This is a genomic window from Pseudomonas rubra (genome assembly GCF_028656935.1).
Classification (GTDB): Bacteria; Pseudomonadota; Gammaproteobacteria; order Pseudomonadales; family Pseudomonadaceae; genus Aquipseudomonas; species Aquipseudomonas rubra.
Map to the genome: position 1 here is coordinate 23,854 of NZ_JAMDGZ010000023.1, position 23,516 is coordinate 47,369.

A 23,516-nucleotide genomic window follows, 5' to 3' on the forward strand; every position below is an offset into this window, starting at 1 on the left:
ATCTCCAGGAGGGTTGAATGCACGCGCATCCTGAGCCTCCTGGGGTTTACCGGGCAGGGAGAAGGATTACACCGTGGCAGGCTCCTGGCTGTCTTCGCGGTGCAAGGCCACCTGGCGAATCGACAAGCGCACTTCCGCTGACAGCACGCGCTTGGCTGCGCCTTCGGCCAGTTCGCTGAGTTTTTCGTGGTAGCCCAGCTTGCCGTTGGCGTCCGGGTGCAATACCCCTTGCTCGATCTGGGTCTGGATAAAGTGACGGAACAGGGTCTTGTCGAAGAACTCCGGCGCGTTCAGGCCATGCAGGATCGACAGGCGCTGGGCCATGATCACGCACAGGTCTTCCAGCGCTTCGGCGCTCAGGGTGTGCTGGCCGCTGTTGAGCAGCAGGGCAGTGGCCATGTAGAAACGCTGCAGGGTCTGGGTGATGGCCCGGGCCAGCAGGGTCAACAGCACGAACTGCCGCGAGCTCGGCGCCGGGCGCAGGTACACGCCGTTTTCGAAGCGCAGCAAGCCTTGTTCGACAAAGGCTTCCAGCCACTGGTCGATGATCGCGTCCAGTTCTTCAAGCTCCCAGCGAATGAACAGCTCCGACTGCAAGTACGGGTACAGGGCACGGGTGTACTGCAGGATCAGCTCGCGGCTCATCCGTGAACTGCTCTGGAAGAAACTCGCCAACAGGGCCGGCAGGGCGAAGATGTGCAGTACGTTGTTGCGGTAGTACGTCATCAGGACGGCGTTTTGCTCGTCCAGGTAGAGGATCTTGCCCAATGCATCGCTCTGCTCGGCCAGCAGGTCCATGCCCTTGACGTGGCTGATCAGGGCCAGGCCGTCGCCCTCCGGCAGGGTGGTGTGTGGCGAGTAGGGCACCTTGCGCAGCAGTACCAGGTACAGGTCCAGTACCCGCGCCAGGGCGCGTTCATCCAGGGCCAGGCGGCTGGTGGAAAGCAGCGCCAGGGCCACTAGGTTGACCGGGTTGATCGCCGCAGCCTCATTCAGGTGTTGGGCTACTTTCTCGCCCAGGCGCGAAGTGGTCTCGTTGAGCCAGGCTGGGCGGAATTGCGGGCCATGTTCCTGCTCGCGCCAGCCCGGTTGCTGCTGGTCGAGGAAGGCGCCGAGGCGGATCGGCTCGCCAAAGTTGACCGCCACCTGGCCAAAGCGTTGTTTGAGTGCACCGACGACCTTGAAGATGTCGAAGATCGACTCTTTCTTCTTGCTCGCCCCGCGCAGTTCGCCCAGGTAAGTGCGGCCTTCCAGGACCCGTTCATAACCGATGTACACCGGCACGAAGACGATCGGCGTGCGCGATGAGCGCAAGTAACTGCGCAGGGTAATCGCCAGCATGCCGGTTTTTGGCTGGAGCATGCGTCCGGTGCGCGAGCGACCGCCTTCGACGAAGTACTCGACCGGGAAGCCCTTGGTAAAGAGAGTGTGCAGGTACTCGTTGAACACTGCGGTGTACAGCGGGTTGCCCTTGAACGTTCGGCGCATGAAGAACGCCCCGCCCCGGCGCAGTAGGCCGCCGATCACCGGCATGTTGAGGTTGATCCCGGCGGCAATGTGCGGCGGGGTCAGGCCGTTGCGAAACAGCAGGTAGGACAGCAGCAGGTAGTCGATATGGCTGCGGTGGCAGGGTACGTAGATCACTTCGTGGCCCGGGGCAATGCCCTGTACCTGCTCGATATGGTTGACCTTGATGCCGTCGTAGATCTTGTTCCAGAACCAGCTGAGCACGACTTCAAGGAAGCGGATCGCGGTGTAGGTGTAGTCCGAGGCGATCTCGTTGCCGTAGCGCAGGGCCTGGGCTTCGGCTTTGGCCAGGGGGATCTTCTCGCGCTCGGCTTCATCAAGGATGGCCTGGCGTACCAGCGGGTCGTGAACCAGGCCCTTGACCAGGTTACGCCGGTGAGAGATGTCCGGGCCGATAACGGCGGTCTTGAGGTTGCGAAAGTGCACGCGTAGCAGGCGCTGGGCCATGCGCACGGTGCGCGCGTGGCCTTTGTTGTGTTGCACCAGCTCGCGCAGGTGGATCGGTGCCGAGAACTGCACGCGGGTCTTGCGCCCGAGGATCAGCACGGTGAGCAAGCGGCGCAGACGCCCGGTAACCGCCCAACTGTCGGCAAACAACAGTTTCCAGGGGCTGGATTCGCTGGCAGGCGACTGTCCCCAAAACACGCTGACGGGAATGATCTGCGCGTCTTCTTCCGCGTGCTGGCTTACAGCGTTGACCAGCCGTGCCAGGGTCGGTGGTGCGCCACGTTTGTCCTGGCGGCCGAGCCAGTCGGGCTCGGGAGTCAGGTAGAAGAACGCGGCGGGCTCGTGCAGCGTGCCGACGGCCACGGGCAGCACCGGGCGTGGCAGCCCGGCTTTGGTGCACTCGCGATCAAGCACGACCAGGTCGGTCAGCGATGGCGATTGCAGGGCATAGAACACCGGCCGGCTACGGTCCAGGTTCAGAGTGAAGGACGACTGGTTGATGGTCTCGGAGCGAACCCACAGGTACAACAGGCGACGCAAGGCGCCGAAAATCAGGCGGCGCAAGGGGGAACGGGTCATACGGAGTGTGCTCTGGATGAGATTTTCGAGTAATTGCTCAGGGCGTTAGTGTGCCGTATCTGCGCAAGTTCAGCAAAAAGCGCCCCGGTCATGAAAAATAATTTAAGTGTGGCATATACTCGGTCCGCCGCTTGCAGGAGCTTTGCGCAAGCTGCGCCCGCAGAGGGTGGTGACCCCTTTGCAAGCAAGGCGATTCCAAAATAAAAATCCGGAGTAGTTCAGATGTCGTCTCGTGAGACTGGAAGTGTGAAGTGGTTCAATGACGCCAAAGGGTATGGCTTCATTCAGCGTGAAGATGGCGCCGATGTGTTCGTTCACTACCGCGCTATCCGGGGTGAGGGGCATCGCACCCTGATCGAGGGGCAACAGGTCGAATACAACCTGACCCAAGGGCAGAAAGGCCTGCAGGCTGAAGATGTAGTCGGCCTGTAACGCTTAAAGCCCCAAGCTGCAAGCTGACCGTGCCAGGCTTGTAGCTTGAGGTTTATGGTGTGTGGTTATTGAGTGCGCCAGGTGATTTCTTCTTCACCGTCGGCACTGATGCGGATCCAGCGATCGGCATCTTCTTCACCTTCTTCCTCGACCCAGCTGCCCGGTGCGCAGCGCACTTCGACGTTCAGCGCGGCGAAGGCGGCGCGGGCGCATTCGATGTCGTCAGCCCAGGGTGTCTGGTCGCTTTCCAGGTAAAGACTGTTCCATTTACCCACAGCCTTCGGTAACCAGGTAACCGGAATGTTACCGGCCTTGCACTTGTAGGTCTGGCCTTTCTGTTGCCAGTCGCTGCACGGGCCGAGTGCTTCACCGAGCCAGGCAGCAATCTGCTTGTGATCGACATCAGCGTCTTTCAGGTAAATCTCGATATCGGGTTGGCGCATAGGGGCTCCGGGTACGCTCAGTCTTGGCGCACAAAATAATCGTAACGCATCGATACCGTGACCTCGAAAGGTTCGGCCTGTTCGATGACACGCGCGCGTTTTTCGGCACTGGCACGCCAGCCATGGGGGGTCATGGCCAGTAGGTCGGCGCGGGCCTTGCTGTCGGCAAGGCTCAGGCGGAACACGAGGGTTTCGCTGTGGGCGTGCTGCATGCCCGCGGGCACCAGTGCCAGATGCTTGTCGTCGGCATAGTCGCGCACTTCATCGTAGAGCTTGTGGCGCAATTCGATCAGGTGCTCGCTGGTCGGGCCAACGCGCATCAGGCCGCCGCCAGGGCTCAGCAGGCGCAGAGCCTCTTGCCAGTCCAGGGGGCTGAAGACACTGGCCAGGAACTGGCAACTGGCATCGGCCAGCGGCACCCTGGCCATGCTTGCCACCAGCCAAGTCAGCGCCGGGTCGCGCTTGCAGGCACGCTTGACCGCTTCGCGGGAAATATCCAGGGCGTAACCGTCGGCTTGCGGCAACGCTTGGGCGATTTGCGCGGTGTAGTAACCCTCGCCACAGCCGATGTCCAGCCAGCGCGCGGGTGCGCGTTCGGCGGCAAGTTCGGCCAGGCGTCGGGCTACAGGCGCGTAATGGCCAGCGTTGAGAAAGTCGCGACGCGCCTCGACCATGGCCTGGTTGTCGCCCGGGTCACGGCTGTTCTTGTGCTGCACCGGCAACAGGTTCAGGTAACCCTGGCGGGCACGGTCGAAGCGATGGCCGGCGGTGCAGGTGACGCCGTTGTCGACGGTGCTGAGGGCGGCGCCGCAGATCGGGCAGGTCAGCATCAGGCAAGCAACCGGGTCAGGGTCTGGTAGTAGATTTCGGTCAGCACATCGAGGTCGCTGGCCAGGATCCGCTCGTTGACCTGGTGAATGGTGGCGTTGACCGGGCCCAGCTCGACCACCTGGGTGCCCAGGGTGGCGATGAAGCGCCCATCGGAGGTGCCGCCGCTGGTCGAGGCCTGGGTTTCACGGCCGGTAACCGCCTTGATGCTGGCCGCGACCGCGTCGAGCAAATCGCCCGGTTCGGTGAGGAACGGCAGGCCCGACAGCGCCCAGTCCACGTGCCAGTCCAACTGGTGCTTGTCGAGAATGGCGGCAACCCGCTGCTGCAGGCCTTCGACCGTCGACTCGGTAGAGAAACGGAAGTTGAACAGCGCAGTCAACTCGCCCGGTACCACGTTGGTGGCGCCGGTGCCGGAGTTGAGGTTGGAGATCTGGAAGCTGGTGGGCGGGAAGAACGCATTGCCTTCGTCCCAGTGCTCGGCTGCCAGCTCCGCCAGGGCCGGGGCGGCCAGGTGGATCGGATTTTTCGCCAGGTGCGGGTAGGCGACATGGCCCTGGACGCCGCGCACGGTGAGCTTGGCGCCGAGGGAGCCGCGACGACCGTTCTTGACCACGTCACCGACCAGCGTAGTGCTCGAGGGTTCGCCGACGATGCACCAGTCCAGGCGCTCGTTGCGGGCGGCCAGTCGCTCGATCACGGCCTTGGTGCCGTGGTGGGCGGGGCCTTCCTCGTCACTGGTGATCAGGAAGGCAACTTTGCCACGATGGTTCGGGTAGTCCGCGACGAAGCGCTCGGTGGCAACCACCATGGCTGCCAGGCTGCCCTTCATGTCGGCCGCGCCACGCCCGCAGAGCATGCCGTCGGCATCGATCAGGGCGTCGAACGGATCATTCTGCCAGGCCTGTACCGGGCCGGTCGGGACCACGTCGGTGTGGCCGGCGAAGCACAACACCGGACCTTCCTGGCTGCCATGGGTGGCCCAGAAATTGTCGACGTCTTCGATCCGCATCGGTTCAAGCATGAAGCCAGCATCGCCCAGGCGTTGCATCATCTGTTTCTGGCAGTCGAAGTCCAGCGGGGTAACCGATGGACGGCGAATCAGGTCGCAGGCCAGTTCAAGGGTAGGCGAGAGGTCGGCTGGGGCCGTCATGGGGAACTCCGGGGCAAGGCAGGGCACGAATTCGAGGGGGGTTATCTTATAGCAAAAGCGGGGGCTGAGGACCTTGGATCTGTGCTGTTTGTCAGGGCCTCATCGCTGGCAAGCCAGCTCCCACAGGTATGTGGGAGCTGGCTTGCCAGCGATGGGCTGCAAAGCAGCCTGGGGGTCAGGAGACCTGGGCTGGCTGCGCGGCGTCCACAGGCTTGGGCAGCGACGACAGCATGGCCATGATCAGCGCCGCCAGGTACGGCAGCGACTGCACCAGCAGCATGGTTACCCAGAAGCGCATGTCGTTGCTCGGCAGGCCCTGGACCAGGTAGATCCCGGCCGCCGCGCCCCACAGCAGCAACATGATGAACAGCTCCTCACGGGCTTCGGACAGCGCCACCAGCAGGCCATGGCTGTCGGCGTTCTTTGGCGTGCGGAAGAACGGGATGCTGCTGGTGAAGAAGCCATATAGCACGGCCTTGGCAATGGTGTGCGACAAGGCAAGGCCGGCCAGGGCCGCGGCGAAGGCGTCCTTGAGGTTCACACCTACCGCGCGGCGGTAGAGGAACACGATCTTGCCAACCTTGAACACGAACAGTGCCAGCGGCGGAATCGCGAAGATCAGCAGCGGCGGGTCGACCCGTTGCGGCACGATGATCATTGCCGCCGACCACAGCAGGGCGCCGACGGTGAAGAAAATGTTCATGCCATCGGCGATCCACGGCAACCAACCGGCAAGGAAGTGGTAGCGCTGGCCACGGGTCAGCTCCGAGTCCTTGCCGCGCAAGAGGCTCGCGGCGTGGCGCTTGATGATCTGGATGGCGCCATAGGCCCAGCGGAAGCGCTGCTTCTTGAAGTCGATGAAGGTGTCGGGCATCAGGCCCTTGCCATAGCTCTCGTGGGAATATGCGGCCGAGTAGCCTTTCTCGAACACCCGCAGGCCAAGCTCGGCGTCTTCACAGATACACCAGTCGGCCCAGCCCAGCTCTTCGAGCACCGAGCGCCGGGTCATGGTCATGGTGCCGTGCTGAATGATGGCGTCGCGGTCGTTGCGGGTGACCATGCCGATATGGAAGAAGCCCTTGTACTCGCTGTAACACAGCTTCTTGAAGGTACTTTCGTACTGATCACGGTAGTCCTGGGGCGATTGCACCACGGCGATTTTCGGATCGGCGAAGTGCGGCACCATGTGCTTGAGCCAGTTGCGGTCGACGCAGTAGTCCGAGTCGATCACCGCGATCACTTCAGCATCCTTGGCGGTATGCGGGATCAGGTAGTTCAGCGCACCACCCTTGAAGCCGGCCAGGGGTGCGACATGGAAGAACTTGAAGCGCTCGCCGAGCATCTCGCAGTGAGCCTTGATCGGCTCCCAGACCGCCGGGTCCTTGGTGTTGTTGTCGATGATCAGGACTTCGTAGTCCGGATAATCCAGCGCCGCCAGGGCATTGAGGGTCTGCTTGACCATCTCCGGCGGCTCGTTGTAGCACGGCACGTGCACCGAGACCTTCGGCCGGTAGGCGGCGTCGGCCTGCACTGGCAGGAACTCCCGGCGGCGCTTGTGAATCCACACCGCTTCCGCCAGTTCATGGGCCTCGGTCAGCAGTACGATAAACACGCCGAGGGCACCCAGGGCGAGCAAGAAGCCCACGGTCAGGCTGAACCAGGTGCTGTATTGCTGGCTGTAGTCGTAGCCGATCCACACCAGTACCGAGCCGCAGAGAAAGGCGATGAAGGTCAGGAAGGTTCGCCCGCGCTGGCGCAGGGCCGAGCCGTCGATCAGCAGCAGGGTCAGTGAAAGCATCGCCAGTACCACCGAACCGACCGCCAGCACGCGCCACTGCGGAATGGCTACCACCGGGCCTTCGAAGTTGAATTTCTGTTGGCGGGCGGCGTTGAATACGCCCCAGTAGGCGCCTACCGAACCTTCGTCGCTGGCCTTCCACGGCTGGTCGTAGGCTTCGATGACAAAGTAGTTGTAACCCTGGCGGTTGAGCTTGTTGACCAGGGTACGCAGGTAGATGGCCTGGTCGGCCTGGGTGGCCTCGGCGCCGCCACGCATGCGGCCGTTGCTCGGCCAGCCGACTTCCGACAGCAGCAAGGGTTTGCGCGGGAATTGTTGCTTGAGGTCGCGGGCGCGGTCCAGCACGAACTGGCCGGCATCCTTCATCGGGATGAATTCCCAGTACGGCAAGATGTGCGCAGCCACAAGGTCCGCGTGCTTGGCCAGCTCTGGATTCTCTTTCCAGATGTGCCACTGCTCACTGGTGGTCACCGGCACCTTGACCGCCGCGCGCACCCGGTCCATGTACTGGATCAAGGCTTCTGGGGTGATCTCCTTGCGAAACAGCGCTTCGTTGCCGACCATCACCCGCACGACACTGCGCGAGCTGTTGGCCAGTTCGATGGCTTTGGCGATTTCTCGCTCGTTGCGCTCAAGGTCCGGGCTGATCCACACCCCCAGGGTTACGCGCAGGCCGAACTCTTCGGCCAGGCGCGGAATCTCTGCCTGGGTGCCTTCCACCGTATAGATGCGGATGCTGTCGGTCAGCTTGCTGAGCTGCTCCAGGTCCTGGCGCAGTTCATCCTCGCTGGGGTACTGGCCCTTCTGCGGGCTCTCGCCCAGGCGGAACGGCGAGTAGGAGAAACCGGAAATCTGCTCCGGCCAGTTGGGGGCGGAAACCGGGCGGTTGATCAGCGCCCAGAACCCGGTGAATAGCGCGGCGATTGCCATGACTATGACCAGGTTGATACCAAATTTACGCGATGACATAGATAGTTGGGGTTCCGAAAGGTGGAACGGGCTGGCGCCCGAGGGCGCGAATCCTGTGTGCTTCCTGCCCAGGCAGCGTGGGAACAGGTTGGCGCAGAAGATTGGATTGGCTTCAGCGCTTGAAGTTCTCAGCCCGTACTTTTGTCGTCCAAGTCTTTGGATTGCATAGGACATTAAAGCAGGATTACAACTACCTTGACCAATCCACGGCTCAGGCGTTGGTCGCCCGTGGGATGCCATTACGCCGCAAGGGGCCTATAATATGCGCCGGTTTTTTCGGGGTTGGGCCATGAGTACAGAAGATCCACGCTTTGCCGGTGTTGCCCGGTTATACGGTGACAACGGCCTGCAGCGCCTGCGCGAGGCCCATGTGGCGATCGTCGGCATCGGCGGGGGCGGCTCCTGGGCGGCCGAAGCCATGGCCCGTAGCGGCGTGGGCGAAATTTCCCTGTTCGATCTCGATGATGTTTGCGTCAGCAACACCAACCGGCAGTTGCATGCCCAGGAAGGCAATATTGGCCGGGCCAAGGCCGAGGTGATGGCCGAGCGCCTGCGGGCGATCAACCCGGCGTGCAAGGTGCATGCGGTGGTCGACTTCGTCACCAAGGAGACCCTGCCCGAGTACATCGGCGAGCATATCGACTGCGTCATCGACTGCATCGACAGTGTCATGGCCAAGGCGGCACTGATCGGTTGGTGCAAGCGGCACAAAGTGACCATTATCAGTACCGGTGGCGCCGGCGGGCAGATCGACCCGACCCAGATCCGCGTCGCCGACCTGAACAAGACCTTCAACGATCCGCTGGCCTCGCGGGTGCGTTCCACCCTGCGCCGTGACTATGGGTTTTCCCGCACGGTGACCCGTAATTACAGCGTGCCGTGTGTGTTTTCCACCGAACAGCTGCGCTACCCCAAGGGCGACGGCAGCGTCTGCCTGCAGAAGAGTTTCGTTGGCGAAGGGGTCAAGCTGGACTGCTCCGGCGGTTTTGGCGCGGTGATGATGGTCACTGCAACCTTTGGCATGGTCGCCGCCAGCAAGGCGGTGGAGAAGCTGGTGGCTGGCGCCCGTCGCCCGTCCGAGCGCAAGGCTCAGGCGTCGGCGGCGAGTTGAGCCATGCGTTGCAGCACGGCATTCAAGCCGTTGCTGCGTGATGGCGAGAGCTGGCGGCCCAGGCCCAACTGATTGAACCAGGCGGGCAGGTCCAGTTGCTTGAGCTCGGCGCTGGACAAGCCTTCGACCCGCACCAGCAGCAGCGCCAGCAAGCCACGGATGATCCGTGCGTCACTGGCGCCCTTGAAGCGCCACTGGCCATCCTGTTGCTCGGCCACCAGCCAGACCTGGCTTTCGCAGCCGTGCACACGGTTGGGCTCGGACTTTTCCTCTTCGCTCAAGGGCGCCAGGCGCTCGCCCCATTGCATCAACAGCCGTGCGCGCTGTTCCCAGCCAGCGGCTTGTTCGAAGGCGTCCAGAGCTTGCTGCGCGGCTATCGGTGGGCTCATCGCAGCAACTCCAGGGCCTGGTCCAAGGCTTCAAAGAAACGCTGCAGGTCGTCGGAGTCGTTGTACAGTCCCAGGGACACGCGGATCGCGCCGTCCAGGCCGAGGCTTTTCAACAACGGCATGGCACAGTGATGACCGGCGCGCACGGCAATGCCCTGCTCGGTGAGCATATGGGCCAGATCAGCGTTGTGCACGCCGTCGATCACGAAGCTGGCCAGGGCCACGTGCGGTTGGCCGAGCAGGCGGATGCCTTCGCGATCGTTCAGACCGCGCAGCAGATGGCGGTGCAGGCCGGCTTCATGCTCGGCGACAGCGTTGGCATCGAGCCCGGCCAGGTAGTCCAGGCTGGCGCCCAGACCGATCACGCTGGCAATTGGCGGGGTGCCGGCTTCGAAACCCAGTGGCGCCGGGCGAAAGCTTGCGCTGTGGTAGTCGGCGACTTGCACCATCTCGCCGCCGAACTGCCAGTGGCGCAGGCGCGCCAGGGCTTCGGGGCGGCCGTAGAGCACGCCGACACCGTCCGGGCCATACAGCTTGTGGCTGGAAAATACATAGAAATCGCAGCCCAATTGGCGTACATCGTGGCGGCCGTGGACCACCCCCTGGGCGCCATCGACCACGGTCAGCGCGCCTTGGGCCTGGGCGTGAGCCAGCAGCGGCTCCAGCGGCTGCCAGGCGCCGAGTACGTTGGATAGCTGGCTGAGCGCCAGCACCCGGGTGCGCGGGCCAATCAGTTGCAGGGCGATGTTGAGGTCGATCAGGCCGCGACTGTCCAGGGGCAGGACCACCAGCTTGAGGCCGCGGCGCTGCGCCAGCTGTTGCCAGGGCAACAGGTTGGCATGGTGCTCCAGGGCGCTGATGGCAATCTCGTCACCGGCCTCGAACAGTGGCTCAAGCCCGTAGGCGAGCAGGTTCAGGGCCGAGGTGGCGCCATGGGTGAAGACAATGTGTTGCGGGTCGGCGGCATTCAGCCAGCCGGCGACTTTTTCCCGGCTGCGTTCGAAGGCCTGGGTTGCCAGGGCGCCGGGCAGGTGCTGGGCACGGTGCACATTGGCAGCACCATGGCCGTAATAGTGGCTCAGGGCATCGAGCAGGACTTGCGGTTTTTGCGTGGTAGCGGCGCTGTCCAGGTAGGTCTGGTACTGCCGTTGCAGGGCGTCGATGGCTGGAAAGTCAGCGCGCCAGGGAGAGGGCTGGAACATGATGATCGGACCTGAAAATCGGGCCTGGCGTTAGGCCAGACCCGATGGTACCACTTAGTTGTGGGCGTGCAGCGCTTCGTTCAGCTCGATGGCCGACTTGTGGGTTTTGCACTCCACGGCGCCATTGAGCGAGTTGCGGCGGAACAGCAGGTCGGTCTGGCCAGCCAGGTCGCGGGCCTTGACCACCTTGACCAGCTGGTTGTTCTCGTCCAGCAGGTTCACCTTGGTGCCGGCGGTGATGTACAGGCCGGCTTCGACGGTGTTGCGGTCGCCCAGCGGGATGCCGATACCGGCGTTAGCGCCGATCAGGCAGCCTTCGCCGACCTTGATGACGATGTTGCCGCCACCGGACAGGGTGCCCATGGTCGAGCAACCGCCGCCCAGGTCCGAGCCCTTGCCGACGAAGACGCCCGCCGAGACGCGGCCTTCGATCATGCCCGGGCCTTCGGTGCCAGCGTTAAAGTTGACGAAGCCTTCGTGCATGATGGTGGTGCCTTCGCCGATGTAGGCGCCCAGGCGCACGCGGGCGCTGTCAGCGATACGCACGCCGGCAGGGACTACGTAGTCGGTCATCTTCGGGAACTTGTCTACCGAGAATACTTCCAGCAGTTCGCCCTTGAGGCGCGCTTCGAGTTGCTGTTCGGCAAGCTCTGCCAGGTCGACGGCGCCCTGGCTGGTCCAGGCCACGTTCGGCAGCAGCGGGAAGATGCCAGTCAGGTTCAGGCCGTGCGGCTTGATCAGACGGTGCGAGAGCAGGTGCAGTTTCAGGTAGGCTTCCGGCGTGGACGTCAGGGCGGCGTCTTCGGCCAGCAAGGTGGCCACCAGTGGCTTGTTGCTTTCGGCCAGGCGGGTCAGCAGCGCGGCTTGCGCAGCATCGACTCCCTTGAGGGCTTCGGCCAGCTGGGCGGCCTGGCTGGTGCTGAAGGCGATCGCCTGGTTGCCGCCTTCATAACCCAGAACCGGGGCGATGGCCGCGACCAGTTCGGCAGCCGGGTTGACCAGCGGTTGCGCGTAGAACACTTCCAGCCAGGCGCCTTGACGGTTCTGGGTGCCGACACCGAAGGCCAGGCTGAACAGGGTAGTGGACATGCAGTTACCTCTTGCGAAATTGAATGAAAGCTCGGCGCCGGGTTACTGAAGGGCGGCCGCGTACAGATCAGGCTTGAAGCCGACCAGGGTCCGCTCCCCGAGATCGAGCACGGGGCGCTTGATCATCGACGGTTGGGCCAGCATCAGTTCGATGGCTTTGCCCTGGTCGAGATCGGCCTTCTGGGCGTCTTCGAGTTTGCGGAAGGTGGTGCCAGCACGGTTGAGGACTGTTTGCCAGCCATGCTCATCGCACCAGCGCTCAAGGCTCGCACGGTCGATGCCCTGGGTCTTGTAGTCGTGGAAATCGTAGCCCAGGCCTTGGACTTCAAGCCAGGTGCGGGCTTTCTTCATGGTGTCACAGGCCTTGATTCCATAAAGGTGCAATGGCGTGTCGCGTTTGGTCATGTCTTGCCCCTCCTGGGAAAAAATGGTGAAGGATTATGCCACGGTCCACGGCTTTGGGTTGGCGCCACCCAGTCTCTTTGTAGCATTGTGTTACAGCTTCTGTGCAGTTCTGCGACTTTTGTGCAGCGGTGCGCCGGCAGCCTAAGCGGCTAATATGTCGTTTCAATGGCAGTGCCGCGCCCAGGCCAGCATCGGCTATTGAAAGCGTTTGAATTGAACAGGACTCGCTGCATGCAATCAGCCTACACCGTGCTCATCCTGCTGATGCTGGTGAGTGTTTCCAAACTGGTCGGGCGCATGATCCCGTTGCCGTTGCCGTTGGTGCAGATCGCTGCAGGTGCCTTGCTGGCGTGGCCGACTCTGGGCCTGCACGTAGCCCTGGACCCGGAACTGTTTCTGTTCTTGTTCCTGCCGCCATTGCTGTTTTCCGATGGCTGGCGGATGCCAAAACGTGACTTCTGGCGGCTGCGGGGGCCGATCCTGACCCTGGCCGTCGGCCTGGTGTTGTTTACCGTGGTCGGTGCCGGTTATTTCATTCACTGGATCCTGCCCAGTATTCCGCTGCCGGTGGCCTTTGCCCTGGCTGCTGTACTGTCGCCGACCGATGCCGTGGCGGTTTCGGCCATTGCCCAGGACCGCCTGCCGACGCCCTTGATGCACATGCTCCAGGGGGAGGCGCTGATGAACGACGCCTCGGGCCTGGTGACCTTCAAGTTCGCCCTGGTGGCGGCGATTACCGGCGTGTTTTCTCTGGCCGAAGCCAGCCTGACCTTTGTCCTGGTCGCGGTGGGCGGCCTAGCCATTGGTGTGGCCCTGAGCTGGCTGGTCGGGCGTCTGCGCGCCTGGATGATCGCCCGCGGCTGGGATGACCCGGCCACCCATGTAGTGTTCATGTTGCTGCTGCCGTTTGCCGCTTATGTGCTGGCCGAGCGCCTGGGCGCCTCCGGCATTCTTTCGGCGGTGGCGGCGGGGATGATGCAGAGCTGGCTCGACCTGCTGCCTCGGCAGACCAGCACGCGCCTGCTCAATCGTAGCGTTTGGTCGCTGCTGGAGTTCGCTTTCAATGGCCTGATCTTCCTGCTGCTGGGCTTGCAGTTGCCCGACATCATCAAGGCGGTGACCAGCCACGAAGCCTCGCTGTGGCCGACCTTGCTGTGGCGCTGCCTGGATGTGGTGGCGATCTTCGCGGTGCTGCTGGCGTTGCGCTTTATCTGGGTGCAGAGCATCTGGCGCTTGATTGGCGTGATCCGTCGCTGGCGCGGCAAGGAGAGCCTGGTGCCGGTGGCTAACGCCCGTTCCTGCTGGTTGTTGACCGTCGGCGGCGTACGTGGGGCAGTGACCCTGGCCGGTGTCATGTCGGTGCCGCTGTTGATCAGTGCCGGCAAGGATTTCCCTGAGCGCGATTTGCTGATTTTCATCGCTGCCGGGGTGATTCTGTTGTCGCTGGTGTCAGCGTGCATTGCCTTGCCGCTGTTGTTGCGTGGTGTCAGCAAGAGCCCTGACGACGCCCTGCGCCAGGAGGCCCAGGATACCTGGCGACGCACCGCCGAGGCGGCGATTCACGCCCTGGAAGCTGAAGATCTGACCGAAGCCGGTACCGCGCTGGATGCTTCCCAGGCGGCGTTGGCGGCTGAGCTCAAGGCGCGGTTGATGGCCGAGTACCGGCATCAGCTCGATACCTTCAACGACAGCGCCGAAGCCCAGGCCCTGGCGGCGCAGATGGACCAGCTGGAGCGGCGCTTGCGCCTGCGCGCGCTGCGAGCCCAGCGCCTGGAGCTGTACAACCTGCATCGCCAGCACCAGATCGGTGATGACGTGGTGCGTCAGGTGCTGGGGGAGCTGGACATGAGTGAGGCGAATCTGGGGCCGGTAAAGTAATTGGCCGGGCCGGGCAAATGAAGAAGTATGCAGTTTATGTAGTCATTGTCTGAAGACTGTATGGGGTGCATTGGTTCCCCGGCTTTGCCCCGATAGGCTTCTTTTCAACGCTGTTTCATTGAAAAGAAGGGGACTGTCTTTTGATATTTCGATTCCGCCACGGATTGGCACTGGCTCTGCTGATGGTCGGTATTGGGCTGTTCTTTGCCAGCACCCACTTCCCTGTGTTCAAGGATGCCGAACGCATCGCGGGTTTCGGCGTGTACGACGCCTCCGCCGATTACCGAGCGGCAAGCGCGCTGTTCAAGCAAGCCGTGCGCGAAGAGCTCGGCGCAAAACTCAGGCTGGAGGGGGACGCTGCCTGCGCCGTGCTGCTGGCCTTGTGGCTATGGCTGTTGCCTGTGACCCGTGTTGGCGGCGCCTGGGTGCTGAAGGTGGCAAGTCGCAGGCGGATGTTTGCCTATGGGCTGACCCTGGTGGTAGGTGCCCCGGTGCTGTGGGCGGATAGTGCCCTGCGTGATTACGATCGAGGATTGTACCCGCACTGGGCAGACAGCATGGGCATCGAGCTGTTCTATGCGCTGGCGCTCGGGCTGCTTCTGTTGCTCCTGCTGGCACCCTTTCTGATCAGTGTCGGGCGCGGCTTTGGCGGTGGTCGGCAGTGCCGCTTGCTGGCGCCGTTTTCCCGCTGGCAGGTGCTGGCGCTACACAAGCTTGCAGCCGCTATCTTGCTGTTGACGGTTCTGGCTTGGGCCGCGGCTTCGCTGCTTGCAGGCGACTATGTGGGGGTGGCGTTGGCCCTGACCCTGGTGTTGTTCTTTCTTAACTACCTTTATGGCAGTTGAATAAATCGCGGGGCAAGCCCGCTCCCACAGTGGGAGCGGCGGTGCGACGCCTCGACTTGCCCCGCGATGGGGTCGAAGTTACTTCTGCAGGAACGTGCGAATCCGCTCGGCCGCCTCGACACACTCGGCCAATGGCGCCACCAGCGCCATGCGCACACGCCCGGCGCCCGGATTGACGCCATCCACCTCGCGGGACAGGTACGAACCCGGCACCACGGTTACGTGCTGGGCTTGGAACAGATCGCGGGTGAACACCGCGTCATCGCCTGGCACCTTGGCCCACAGGTAGAAACCACCGTCCGGGCGCTGTACATCGAGCACCGGGGCGAGGATTTCCAGCACAGCATCGAACTTCTCGCGGTACAGGTCGCGGTTGGCCAGTACGTGTTGTTCATCGTTCCAGGCAGCAATGCTCGCCAGTTGGGTTTGTACCGGCATGGCGCAGCCGTGGTAGGTGCGGTAGAGCAGGAACGGCTTGATGATCTCGGCGTCGCCAGCCACGAAGCCTGAGCGCAGGCCCGGCAGGTTGGAGCGTTTGGACAGGCTGTGGAACACCACGCAACGCTTGAAATCGCTGCGGCCCAGCTCCACGCAGGCGCTGAGCAAGCCGGGTGGCGGGCTTTGCTCGTCGAAGTACAGCTCGCTGTAGCACTCGTCGGCAGCGATCACGAAGTCGTACTGGTCGGCCAGGGCGATCAGCTTTTTCAGGGTATCCATTGGCACCAGGGCGCCGGTGGGGTTGCCTGGTGAGCAGAGGAACAGGATCTGGCAGCGTTGCCAGGTTTGCGCTGAAACGGCGTCGAAGTCCGGGTTGAAACCGTTGCTGTCCAGGCACGGCAGGTAGTGCGGGGTCGCACCGGCCAGTAGCGCTGCGCCTTCGTAGATCTGGTAGAACGGGTTGGGGCTGATCACCAGGCCATCGTCGCTGCGATTGACCACCGCCTGGGTGAAGGCGAACAGCGCTTCGCGGGTGCCGTTGACCGGCAGCACGTGCTTGTCGGCATCCAGCCAGCCGGCCGGTACACCAAAGCGCTGCTCGCACCAGCGGGTGATGGCCTGGCGCAGGGCCGGCAGGCCTACGGTGCTCGGGTATACCGCCATTTGCTGGAGGCTGTCAGCCAGGGCCTGGGCGACGAACGCCGGCGATTCATGCTTGGGCTCACCGATCGACAAGGCAATGGCGCGTTTGTCCGCCGCAGGCGTGACGCTACCGAGCAGCGCGCGAAGTTTCTCGAACGGGTAGGGCTGAAGCTGGTTCAAAGCGTTGTTCATCGGCGCAAGGTCTCGTCAAACGGTCATATGGTCAGGCGGGTCAAAGGCACCCCGGTCGCCTGGTCGACACGCAGTTGCTCGACGATCGCATCCTGCAGGCGGCTGCACAGCTGCGGGTCGGACAGGGGCTGGTTGTCGGCGTCGGTAATGAAGAACACGTCTTCGACCCGCTCGCCCAGGGTGGCAATCTTGGCATTTTGCAGCGACAGGTCGAACTCCAGGAAAATCTTGCCGATCCGCGCCAGCAAGCCGGGGCGGTCGGGGGCGCTGAGTTCGAGGATGGTCACCGGGCGCTGGGCATCGTTATGGATGGTCACCTGCGGGGCGAAGGTAAAGTGCTTGAGCTGGCGCGGCACCCGGCGCTGGATGATGGTCGGGTAGTCGTCGGGATTGCGCAGGGCATCGGTCAGTCCGTCGCGAATCTGCTTGACCCGCACGGGATTGTCGCCGATCGAGCCGCCATCGTTGTCGAGCACGATATAGGTGTCGAGGGTGAACTGGCTGCTCGAGGTGATGATCCGGGCGTCATGGATGTTCAGGTTGAGCTGGTCCATGGCCGCTACGGTCACAGCAAAGAAGTCGTGCTGGTCGGGGGCATAGATGAAGATCTGCGTGCCGCCCTCGAACTCACGCTGGGTGGTTTCCTTGATCAGCACCAGCGGCCCGCCATCTGCCGGCTGCTGGAGGATGGCGTCGCTGTGCCAGGCCACGTCGGCGGCCGTATGGCGCAGGAAGTAGTCATCCCCCAGTTGCGACCACAGTTGCTCGACGTCGTCCGGGTCGGTGCCTTCGCGAATGAGGATGTCCAGGGCTGCGGTCTGGGTCTGGCGGATCTGTTCTTCGCGATCCAGCGGGTTTTCCAGGCCGCGGCGCAGGGCACGCTTGGTCTCGGTGTAGAGCTGGCGCAGCAGGCTGGCGCGCCAGGAGTTCCACAGGCTCGGGTTGGTGGCGTTGATATCGGCCACGGTCAGCACGTAGAGGTAGTCCAGGCGGGTTTCATCACCCACCAGCAGGGCGAAATCGTAAATCACCTGCGGATCGGAGAGGTCCTTGCGCTGGGCGGTGGTCGACATCACCAGGTGATGCTGGACCAGCCAGACGATCAGGCGGCTGTCCCAGTTGGGTAGCTGGTGACGCAGGCCGAACGCCTGGGCGTCTATCGCACCCAGCTCGGAGTGGTCGCCCTGGCGGCCCTTGCCGATGTCATGGTAAAGGCCGGCCAGGTAGATCAGCTCCGGCTTGGGCAGGCGGCCCATGAGCTTGCTGGCCAGCGGGAACTTCTCCGATACCGGCGTGTACTGCAGCTTGCGCAGGTGCTTGATCAGGTTGAGGGTGTGCGCGTCGACCGTATAGATGTGGAACAGGTCATGCTGCATCTGCCCGATGATCAGGCCGAACTCCGGCAGGTAGCGGCCGAGGATGCCGTAACGGTTCATCCGCCGCAGGTTGCGGTGGATGCCGATCTCGCACTTGAACAGCTCGATAAACAGGCTGGTGTTGCGGATATCGTTGCGGAACTCGTCGTCGATCAGGTGCCGGTGTTCGCGCAGCAGGCGGATGGTGTCGGCGCGCACCCCCTTGATTTCCGGGTGCTGGGCCATCAGCACGAAAATCTCCAGCATGGCGAACGGTGTGCGCTTGAAGACGTTGGTGCGCACCGCTTCGATATAGCCGTCGTGCACCTGGAAGCGCGGATTCAGGGGCTGGGTGCTACCGCTGTCGTCCTCCAGGATGACTTCTTCGAAGTGCTGGATGATCAGGTCGCTGAGCTCGGCGATGCTCATGACTACCCGATAGTACTGCTGCATGAATTGTTCGATGGCGCGCTTGGGGTTCTCGTCGCCAAAACCAAGCAGGGCGGCGATGCTGCGCTGGTGGTCGAACAGCAAGCGGTCTTCGGCGCGCCCGGCGAGCATGTGCAGGGCATAGCGCACTTTCCACAGGAACTCCTGGGACGAGGCCAGCAGGTTGTTCTCGCTTTCCAGCAGGAAGCCTTCGCCGGCCAGGGCGTGCAGGTTGAGGGTGCCGTACTGGCGGCGGGCGATCCACAGGACCGTCTGGATGTCGCGCAGGCCCCCGGGCGAGCCCTTGACGTTGGGCTCCAGGTTGTACTCGGTGTCGTTGTACTTGTGGTGCCGGGCCTTTTGCTCGGCGCGCTTGGCCAGGAAGAATTCCTTGCTCGGCCACATATGGGCGGTGCTGGTGACCTCGAGCATGCGCTGGCGCAGGTGCTCGGGGCCGGCGATGGTGCGGCTCTCCATGAGGTTGGTGACAACCGTCAGGTCGGCGCGGGCTTGTTCGGCGCATTCTTCGACCGAGCGTACGCTTTGACCCACTTCCAGGCCGATATCCCAAAGCAGGGTCAGAAAGCGTTCGATCGAGTCACGAAAAACCTCGTGATCGGCGCTGTCGAGCAGGATCAGCAGGTCGATGTCGGAATAGGGGTGCAGTTCGCCGCGCCCATAACCACCGGTGGCGATCAGGGCGATGTCGGCGTCTTTGCTCCAGGTGAACTGGTTCCAGGCCTGTTGCAGGATGTTGTCGACGCACCAGGCGCGGTCTTCGATCAGCCGGCGGATCTCGCGACCGCTGCGAAAGCGGTTGTCGAGCACCTCGCCGGCCTGGCGGATGGCTTTCTTGAAGGCAGCGATGGGGCTTGCCTTGAGGGCCAGTTCCGCCTGGAACTGGCCGCGATCGAACAGCTCGGGATCCACCTGGGGCATCGAGGGGGTTTCCTGTAGGTCAGGCCGATGTGCGAGGAATGGTGTCGTCTTTGCGTAGGGTGAAGATCTCGTAACCGGTCGCGGTCACCACCAGAGTGTGTTCCCACTGGGCCGAGAGCTTGCGGTCCTTGGTGATGGCGGTCCAGCCGTCGCCCAGTACCTTGGTGTCGGCGCGGCCCTGGTTGATCATCGGCTCGATGGTGAAGGTCATGCCTTCTTTTAGCTCTATGCCAGTGCCAGCGCGGCCGTAGTGGAGGATCTGCGGCTCTTCGTGGAACACCTTGCCAATGCCGTGGCCGCAGAATTCGCGCACCACCGAGAAGCCGTTCTTTTCGGCGTGCTTCTGGATCACTTCACCGATATCGCCCAGGCGGCAGCCCGGCTTGACCAGTTCGATGGCCTTGTACATGCATTCCTGGGTGATCTGGGACAGGCGCTCGGCCCAGACTGGCACATTGCCGACGTGGAACATGCGGCTGGTGTCACCGTGGTAGCCGTCCTTGATCACCGTGACGTCGATGTTCAGGGTGTCGCCATCCTTGAGCGGCTTGTCGCCCGGGATGCCGTGGCAGACCACATGGTTGACCGAGGTACAGATCGACTTGGGGAAGCCCTTGTAGTTGAGCGGCGCCGGGATGGCCTTCTGGGTGTTGACGATATAGTCGTGGCACAGGCGGTCGAGTTCTTCGGTGGTGACACCGGGCTTGACGTGCTCTTCGATCATCTCCAGGACTTCGGCGGCCAGGCGGCCGGCGATGCGCATCTTTTCGATGTCTTCGGCGGTTTTGATGGTAACGGTCATTGCAGGCTCTCTACGGCGCAGCGAGGCGCTAATAATCTGGGGAAAGGCCGGATTCTAACAGAGCCGGGCGCGGTTCAGGCGGCCATGGCGCTGATACAGCCTTTATATAGGGGCCATTCTGGCGCCAATGGGCGGCATGTGCAAAAGCCTGTGCGGTTCGATGGTAATTCGGGTTTCGTTTGGCGGGCGTGTGTGGTATAAAATTCGCCGCTTTGCCGGGGATAGCCTCTGCAAGCACTAAACCCACACACGTGTCGACACGATGGCCTGGGTGCCTTCGATCTACGGATCGCGGGTTGGTCATTGGGATACGTGGAGGCCCAACCCGACTTATCAAGGAACTATCATGTCCCAAGTCAACATGCGCGATATGCTGAAGGCCGGTGTGCACTTCGGTCACCAAACCCGTTACTGGAACCCGAAAATGGGTAAATACATTTTCGGCGCGCGCAACAAGATTCACATCATCAACCTTGAAAAAACCCTGCCAATGTTCAACGAGGCACTGACCTTCGTAGAGCGTCTGGCCCAGGGCAAAAACAAGATTCTGTTCGTCGGCACCAAGCGTTCGGCTGGCAAGATCGTTGCTGAAGAAGCAGCACGTTGCGGATCGCCTTACGTCGATCACCGCTGGTTGGGCGGCATGCTGACCAACTACAAAACCATCCGCGCTTCGATCAAGCGCCTGCGCGACCTGGAAACCCAGGCCGAAGACGGCACTTTCACCAAGCTGACCAAGAAAGAAGCGCTGATGCGCTCCCGTGATCTGGAAAAACTGGATCGCAGCCTGGGTGGTATCAAGGACATGGGCGGCCTGCCTGATGCCCTGTTCGTGATCGACGTTGACCACGAGCGCATTGCAATCACCGAAGCCAACAAGCTGGGTATTCCGGTCATCGGCGTTGTCGATACCAACTCCAGCCCGGAAGGTGTTGACTACATCATCCCAGGTAACGATGACGCCATCCGCGCTATCCAGCTGTACATGGGTTCGATGGCCGACGCCGTTATCCGTGGTCGCAACAACGTTGCTGGCGGTACCGAAGTGTACGCCGAAGAAGCAGCACCAGCTGCTGAGTAATTGACGCCTGGCGTCTACTCGGCACGCGAAAAGGGGGCTTTGCCCCCTTTTTGCCACCTTGAAATCCTCTTGTCAGCATCGCCGTTGCAATCTTGTTACCGCATGAGTGCTGATGAGTGGATTTACAGAATTGAACGCCCGTCAAGTATCGGGTGGAATGGTTGAAAACCTATCCAAGAGGAATTTGAAATGGCAGCAATTACTGCAGCGCTGGTCAAAGAACTGCGCGAGCGTACCGGCGAAGGCATGATGGATTGCAAGAAAGCCCTGGAAAAGGCTGACGGCGACATCGAAAAAGCGATCGACGACATGCGTGCTTCGGGCGCCATCAAGGCCGCCAAAAAGGCTGGCAACGTTGCCGCTGAAGGCGCCATTGCCATCAAGGCCGACGACAAGTCCGCCGTTCTGCTGGAAGTCAACTCGCAGACCGACTTCCTGGCGCTGCAAGATGACTTCAAAAACTTCGTCGCTGAAAGCGTTGAACAGGCTTTCGCCGAGAAGCTGAGCGATGCCGCTCCGCTGATCGCTTCCCGTGAAGCGGCTCGTGAAGCCCTGGTTGCCAAGGTTGGTGAGAACGTCAACATCCGTCGCCTGGTGCGCGTTGAAGGTGACGTTGTCGGCACCTACCTGCACGGCAACAAGATCGGTGTTGCTGTTGTCCTGAAGGGCGGCGACGTCCAGCTGGCCAAAGAAATTGCCATGCACGTGGCTGCCAGCAACCCAGAGTTCCTGAATCCATCGGAAGTCTCCGCTGAAGCAATCGAGCGCGAGAAGGCTGTATTCATGCAGCTGAACGAAGAGAAGATGAAAGGCAAGCCTGAGAACATCGTCGCCAACATGATCGACGGTCGTATCAAGAAGTTCCTGGCCGAAGCTTCGCTGGTCGAGCAAGCCTTCGTCATGAACCCGGAAGTCAAGGTCGGCGAGCTGGCCAAGAAAGCCGGTGCTGAAATCGTTTCCTTCACCTACTTCAAAGTAGGCGAGGGCATCGAGAAGCCAGTCGACAACTTCGCTGAAGAAGTTGCCGCACAGCTGGCTGCTGCCAAGCAGTAAGACAGACTCACCTCTGTCGCCCCCAAGAGGCTGCCCGCTTACGCGCGCAGCCTCTTTGTCAAAGCGCGAGCGGTTTACGAGACCGCTTGGCGCTGGCGCAGTCGCTGCGCCACGCTACAGTTAGCAGGCTGAAAACAGCCCGCCCAGATTTTTATACAAACGCCGCAGGAGAGATTCGCAATGGCTCAGCAGGGCAGTGGTTATCAAGCTCGCTATAAACGCATTCTACTCAAGCTTAGCGGCGAGGCCCTGATGGGCTCGGAAGAGTTCGGGATCGACCCCAAGGTCCTGGATCGCATGGCGCTGGAAGTCGGCCAACTGGTCGGCATTGGTGTTCAGGTAGGCTTGGTGATCGGTGGTGGCAACCTGTTCCGTGGCGCGGCGCTCAGTGCAGCCGGCATGGACCGCGTCACTGGCGACCACATGGGCATGCTGGCGACCGTCATGAACGCCCTGGCCATGCGCGATGCGCTGGAGCGGGCGAACATCACCGCGATCGTCATGTCGGCAATTTCCATGGTAGGCGTTACCGATCACTATGATCGTCGCAAAGCCATGCGTCACCTGAACGCCAAAGAAGTTGTGATCTTTGCTGCCGGTACCGGCAACCCGTTCTTCACTACCGACTCCGCAGCCTGCCTGCGTGCCATCGAAATCGATGCTGATGTGGTATTGAAGGCAACCAAGGTCGATGGTGTATACACTGCAGATCCATTCAAAGACCCGCATGCCGAGAAGTTCGATCATCTGACCTACGATGAAGTACTGGATCGCAAGCTGGGCGTGATGGACCTGACGGCAATCTGCCTGTGCCGCGACCACAAGATGCCTCTGCGCGTCTTCAACATGAACAAGCCCGGCGCCCTGCTGAACATCGTGCATGGCGGCGCTGAAGGAACTCTGATCGAGGAAGTTCAAAAATGATCAACGAAATCAAGAAGGACGCGCAAGAGCGCATGCAGAAGTCGCTGGAATCCCTGGCGCACGCCTTTAGCCGCATTCGTACCGGCCAGGCGCACCCTAGCATTCTGGAAGGCGTCATGGTGCCTTACTACGGTGCCGATACGCCGATCAAGCAAGTGGCCAGTATCACCGTGAAAGATGCGCGTACCCTGCAGGTCGTGGCATTCGAGCGCAACATGCTGGGCGCTGTCGACAAGGCAATCGGCAGTGCGGGCCTGAACCTCAATCCGACCAACCTGGGCGAATTGCTGCTGATTTCCATGCCGGCCCTGACTGAGGAGACCCGCAAGGGCTTCACCAAGCAGGCGCGTGACGCTGCTGAAGACGGTCGTATTGCCGTGCGCAACATCCGTCGTGATGCGCTGAGCCAGCTCAAGGATCTGGTCAAGGAGAAGGAAATCAGCGAAGACGACGAGCGTCGCGCCGCTGACGACATCCAGAAGCTGACCGACAAGTTCGTGGCCGAGATCGAAGTTGCCGTCAAGCAGAAAGAAAAGGACCTGATGGCCGTTTAAGGGCCGGGACTT

20 protein-coding genes are annotated in these 23,516 nt (G+C 62.0%); 8 read left to right on the forward strand and 12 right to left on the reverse strand.

Annotation, left to right across the window (positions count from 1 at the left end; translation table 11 throughout):
• Window positions 1–66: 66 nt before the first annotated feature.
• Window positions 67–2,553 (reverse strand): glycerol-3-phosphate 1-O-acyltransferase PlsB, encoded by a 2,487-nt coding sequence (plsB, locus tag M5G17_RS12660; protein WP_273893252.1) that lies wholly within the window; start codon window positions 2,551–2,553, stop codon window positions 67–69.
• A gap of 222 nt (window positions 2,554–2,775) precedes the next feature.
• Between plsB and M5G17_RS12665 the strand changes: the two genes are divergently transcribed.
• The gene (locus tag M5G17_RS12665; RefSeq protein WP_130263438.1) at window positions 2,776–2,985 is read left to right on the forward strand and encodes a cold-shock protein; all 210 of its coding nucleotides are present in this window, start codon (window positions 2,776–2,778) and stop codon (window positions 2,983–2,985) included.
• Window positions 2,986–3,050: 65 nt separating this feature from the next.
• Here M5G17_RS12665 and M5G17_RS12670 read toward each other — a convergent pair whose 3' ends face one another.
• The 4 genes from M5G17_RS12670 to M5G17_RS12685 form a co-directional block, all read right to left on the reverse strand.
• Window positions 3,051–3,428: a hypothetical protein gene (locus M5G17_RS12670; RefSeq protein ID WP_273893254.1), complete on the reverse strand. Its 378-nt coding sequence runs from the start codon at window positions 3,426–3,428 to the stop codon at window positions 3,051–3,053.
• Window positions 3,429–3,445: 17 nt separating this feature from the next.
• Window positions 3,446–4,258 carry a putative RNA methyltransferase gene (locus M5G17_RS12675; RefSeq protein WP_273893255.1) on the reverse strand — a complete coding sequence of 271 codons (813 nt, stop codon included), beginning with the start codon at window positions 4,256–4,258 and terminating at the stop codon, window positions 3,446–3,448.
• Window positions 4,258–5,409 carry a succinyl-diaminopimelate desuccinylase gene (dapE, locus tag M5G17_RS12680; protein ID WP_273893256.1) on the reverse strand — a complete coding sequence of 384 codons (1,152 nt, stop codon included), beginning with the start codon at window positions 5,407–5,409 and terminating at the stop codon, window positions 4,258–4,260. The genes M5G17_RS12675 and dapE overlap by 1 nt, the downstream gene beginning before the upstream one ends.
• A 175-nt stretch (window positions 5,410–5,584) precedes the next feature.
• Window positions 5,585–8,176, reverse strand: a complete 2,592-nt coding sequence (locus M5G17_RS12685; protein WP_273893257.1) for a glycosyltransferase — start codon at window positions 8,174–8,176, stop codon at window positions 5,585–5,587.
• Window positions 8,177–8,465: 289 nt separating this feature from the next.
• On the opposite strand from M5G17_RS12685, the gene tcdA reads away from it, so the two are divergent.
• Window positions 8,466–9,287, forward strand: coding sequence for a tRNA cyclic N6-threonylcarbamoyladenosine(37) synthase TcdA (gene tcdA / locus M5G17_RS12690; protein ID WP_273893258.1), 822 nt, complete (start codon window positions 8,466–8,468; stop codon window positions 9,285–9,287).
• On the opposite strand, the gene M5G17_RS12695 is transcribed toward tcdA, so the two are convergent.
• The 4 genes from M5G17_RS12695 to M5G17_RS12710 are packed head-to-tail and all read right to left on the reverse strand — an operon-like array spanning window position 9,266 to window position 12,372.
• Complete coding sequence (locus M5G17_RS12695) at window positions 9,266–9,676, reverse strand: SufE family protein (RefSeq protein WP_273893259.1); 411 nt, start codon at window positions 9,674–9,676, stop codon at window positions 9,266–9,268. The two genes, tcdA and M5G17_RS12695, sit on opposite strands and share 22 nt — an antisense overlap.
• Window positions 9,673–10,878, reverse strand: a complete 1,206-nt coding sequence (locus M5G17_RS12700; protein WP_273893260.1) for an aminotransferase class V-fold PLP-dependent enzyme — start codon at window positions 10,876–10,878, stop codon at window positions 9,673–9,675. The genes M5G17_RS12695 and M5G17_RS12700 overlap by 4 nt, the downstream gene beginning before the upstream one ends.
• Window positions 10,879–10,932: 54 nt before the next feature.
• On the reverse strand, window positions 10,933–11,967 hold the full coding sequence (gene dapD, locus M5G17_RS12705) for a 2,3,4,5-tetrahydropyridine-2,6-dicarboxylate N-succinyltransferase (RefSeq protein WP_273893261.1): 1,035 nt from the start codon (window positions 11,965–11,967) through the stop codon (window positions 10,933–10,935).
• A gap of 42 nt (window positions 11,968–12,009) precedes the next feature.
• Complete coding sequence (locus M5G17_RS12710) at window positions 12,010–12,372, reverse strand: ArsC family reductase (RefSeq protein WP_273893262.1); 363 nt, start codon at window positions 12,370–12,372, stop codon at window positions 12,010–12,012.
• 231 nt (window positions 12,373–12,603) lie between these two features.
• Between M5G17_RS12710 and M5G17_RS12715 the strand changes: the two genes are divergently transcribed.
• Window positions 12,604–14,250 carry a Na+/H+ antiporter gene (locus M5G17_RS12715; protein ID WP_273893263.1) on the forward strand — a complete coding sequence of 549 codons (1,647 nt, stop codon included), beginning with the start codon at window positions 12,604–12,606 and terminating at the stop codon, window positions 14,248–14,250.
• A gap of 140 nt (window positions 14,251–14,390) precedes the next feature.
• Window positions 14,391–15,095, forward strand: coding sequence for a hypothetical protein (locus tag M5G17_RS12720; protein ID WP_273893264.1), 705 nt, complete (start codon window positions 14,391–14,393; stop codon window positions 15,093–15,095).
• A 78-nt stretch (window positions 15,096–15,173) separates the two neighbouring features.
• Here M5G17_RS12720 and dapC read toward each other — a convergent pair whose 3' ends face one another.
• Genes dapC through map form a run of 3 tightly spaced genes read right to left on the reverse strand, consistent with a single transcriptional unit; the run spans window position 15,174 to window position 19,892 of the window.
• Window positions 15,174–16,367 carry a succinyldiaminopimelate transaminase gene (gene dapC, locus M5G17_RS12725; RefSeq protein ID WP_273893265.1) on the reverse strand — a complete coding sequence of 398 codons (1,194 nt, stop codon included), beginning with the start codon at window positions 16,365–16,367 and terminating at the stop codon, window positions 15,174–15,176.
• A 23-nt stretch (window positions 16,368–16,390) separates the two neighbouring features.
• Entirely contained in the window at window positions 16,391–19,090 is a 2,700-nt protein-coding gene (locus M5G17_RS12730; protein WP_273893266.1) for a [protein-PII] uridylyltransferase, read from the reverse strand.
• A gap of 19 nt (window positions 19,091–19,109) precedes the next feature.
• Window positions 19,110–19,892, reverse strand: coding sequence for a type I methionyl aminopeptidase (gene map, locus M5G17_RS12735; RefSeq protein ID WP_273893267.1), 783 nt, complete (start codon window positions 19,890–19,892; stop codon window positions 19,110–19,112).
• A 346-nt stretch (window positions 19,893–20,238) separates the two neighbouring features.
• Between map and rpsB the strand changes: the two genes are divergently transcribed.
• From rpsB to frr, 4 genes are all read left to right on the forward strand, one after another.
• On the forward strand, window positions 20,239–20,973 hold the full coding sequence (gene rpsB / locus M5G17_RS12740; protein ID WP_273893268.1) for a 30S ribosomal protein S2: 735 nt from the start codon (window positions 20,239–20,241) through the stop codon (window positions 20,971–20,973).
• Between the two features lie 189 nt (window positions 20,974–21,162).
• On the forward strand, window positions 21,163–22,026 hold the full coding sequence (gene tsf / locus M5G17_RS12745; protein ID WP_273893269.1) for a translation elongation factor Ts: 864 nt from the start codon (window positions 21,163–21,165) through the stop codon (window positions 22,024–22,026).
• Between the two features lie 180 nt (window positions 22,027–22,206).
• Entirely contained in the window at window positions 22,207–22,950 is a 744-nt protein-coding gene (pyrH, locus tag M5G17_RS12750; protein ID WP_016392310.1) for a UMP kinase, read from the forward strand.
• On the forward strand, window positions 22,947–23,504 hold the full coding sequence (frr, locus tag M5G17_RS12755; protein WP_273893270.1) for a ribosome recycling factor: 558 nt from the start codon (window positions 22,947–22,949) through the stop codon (window positions 23,502–23,504). The genes pyrH and frr overlap by 4 nt, the downstream gene beginning before the upstream one ends.
• The last annotated feature ends 12 nt before the right edge of the window (window positions 23,505–23,516 follow it).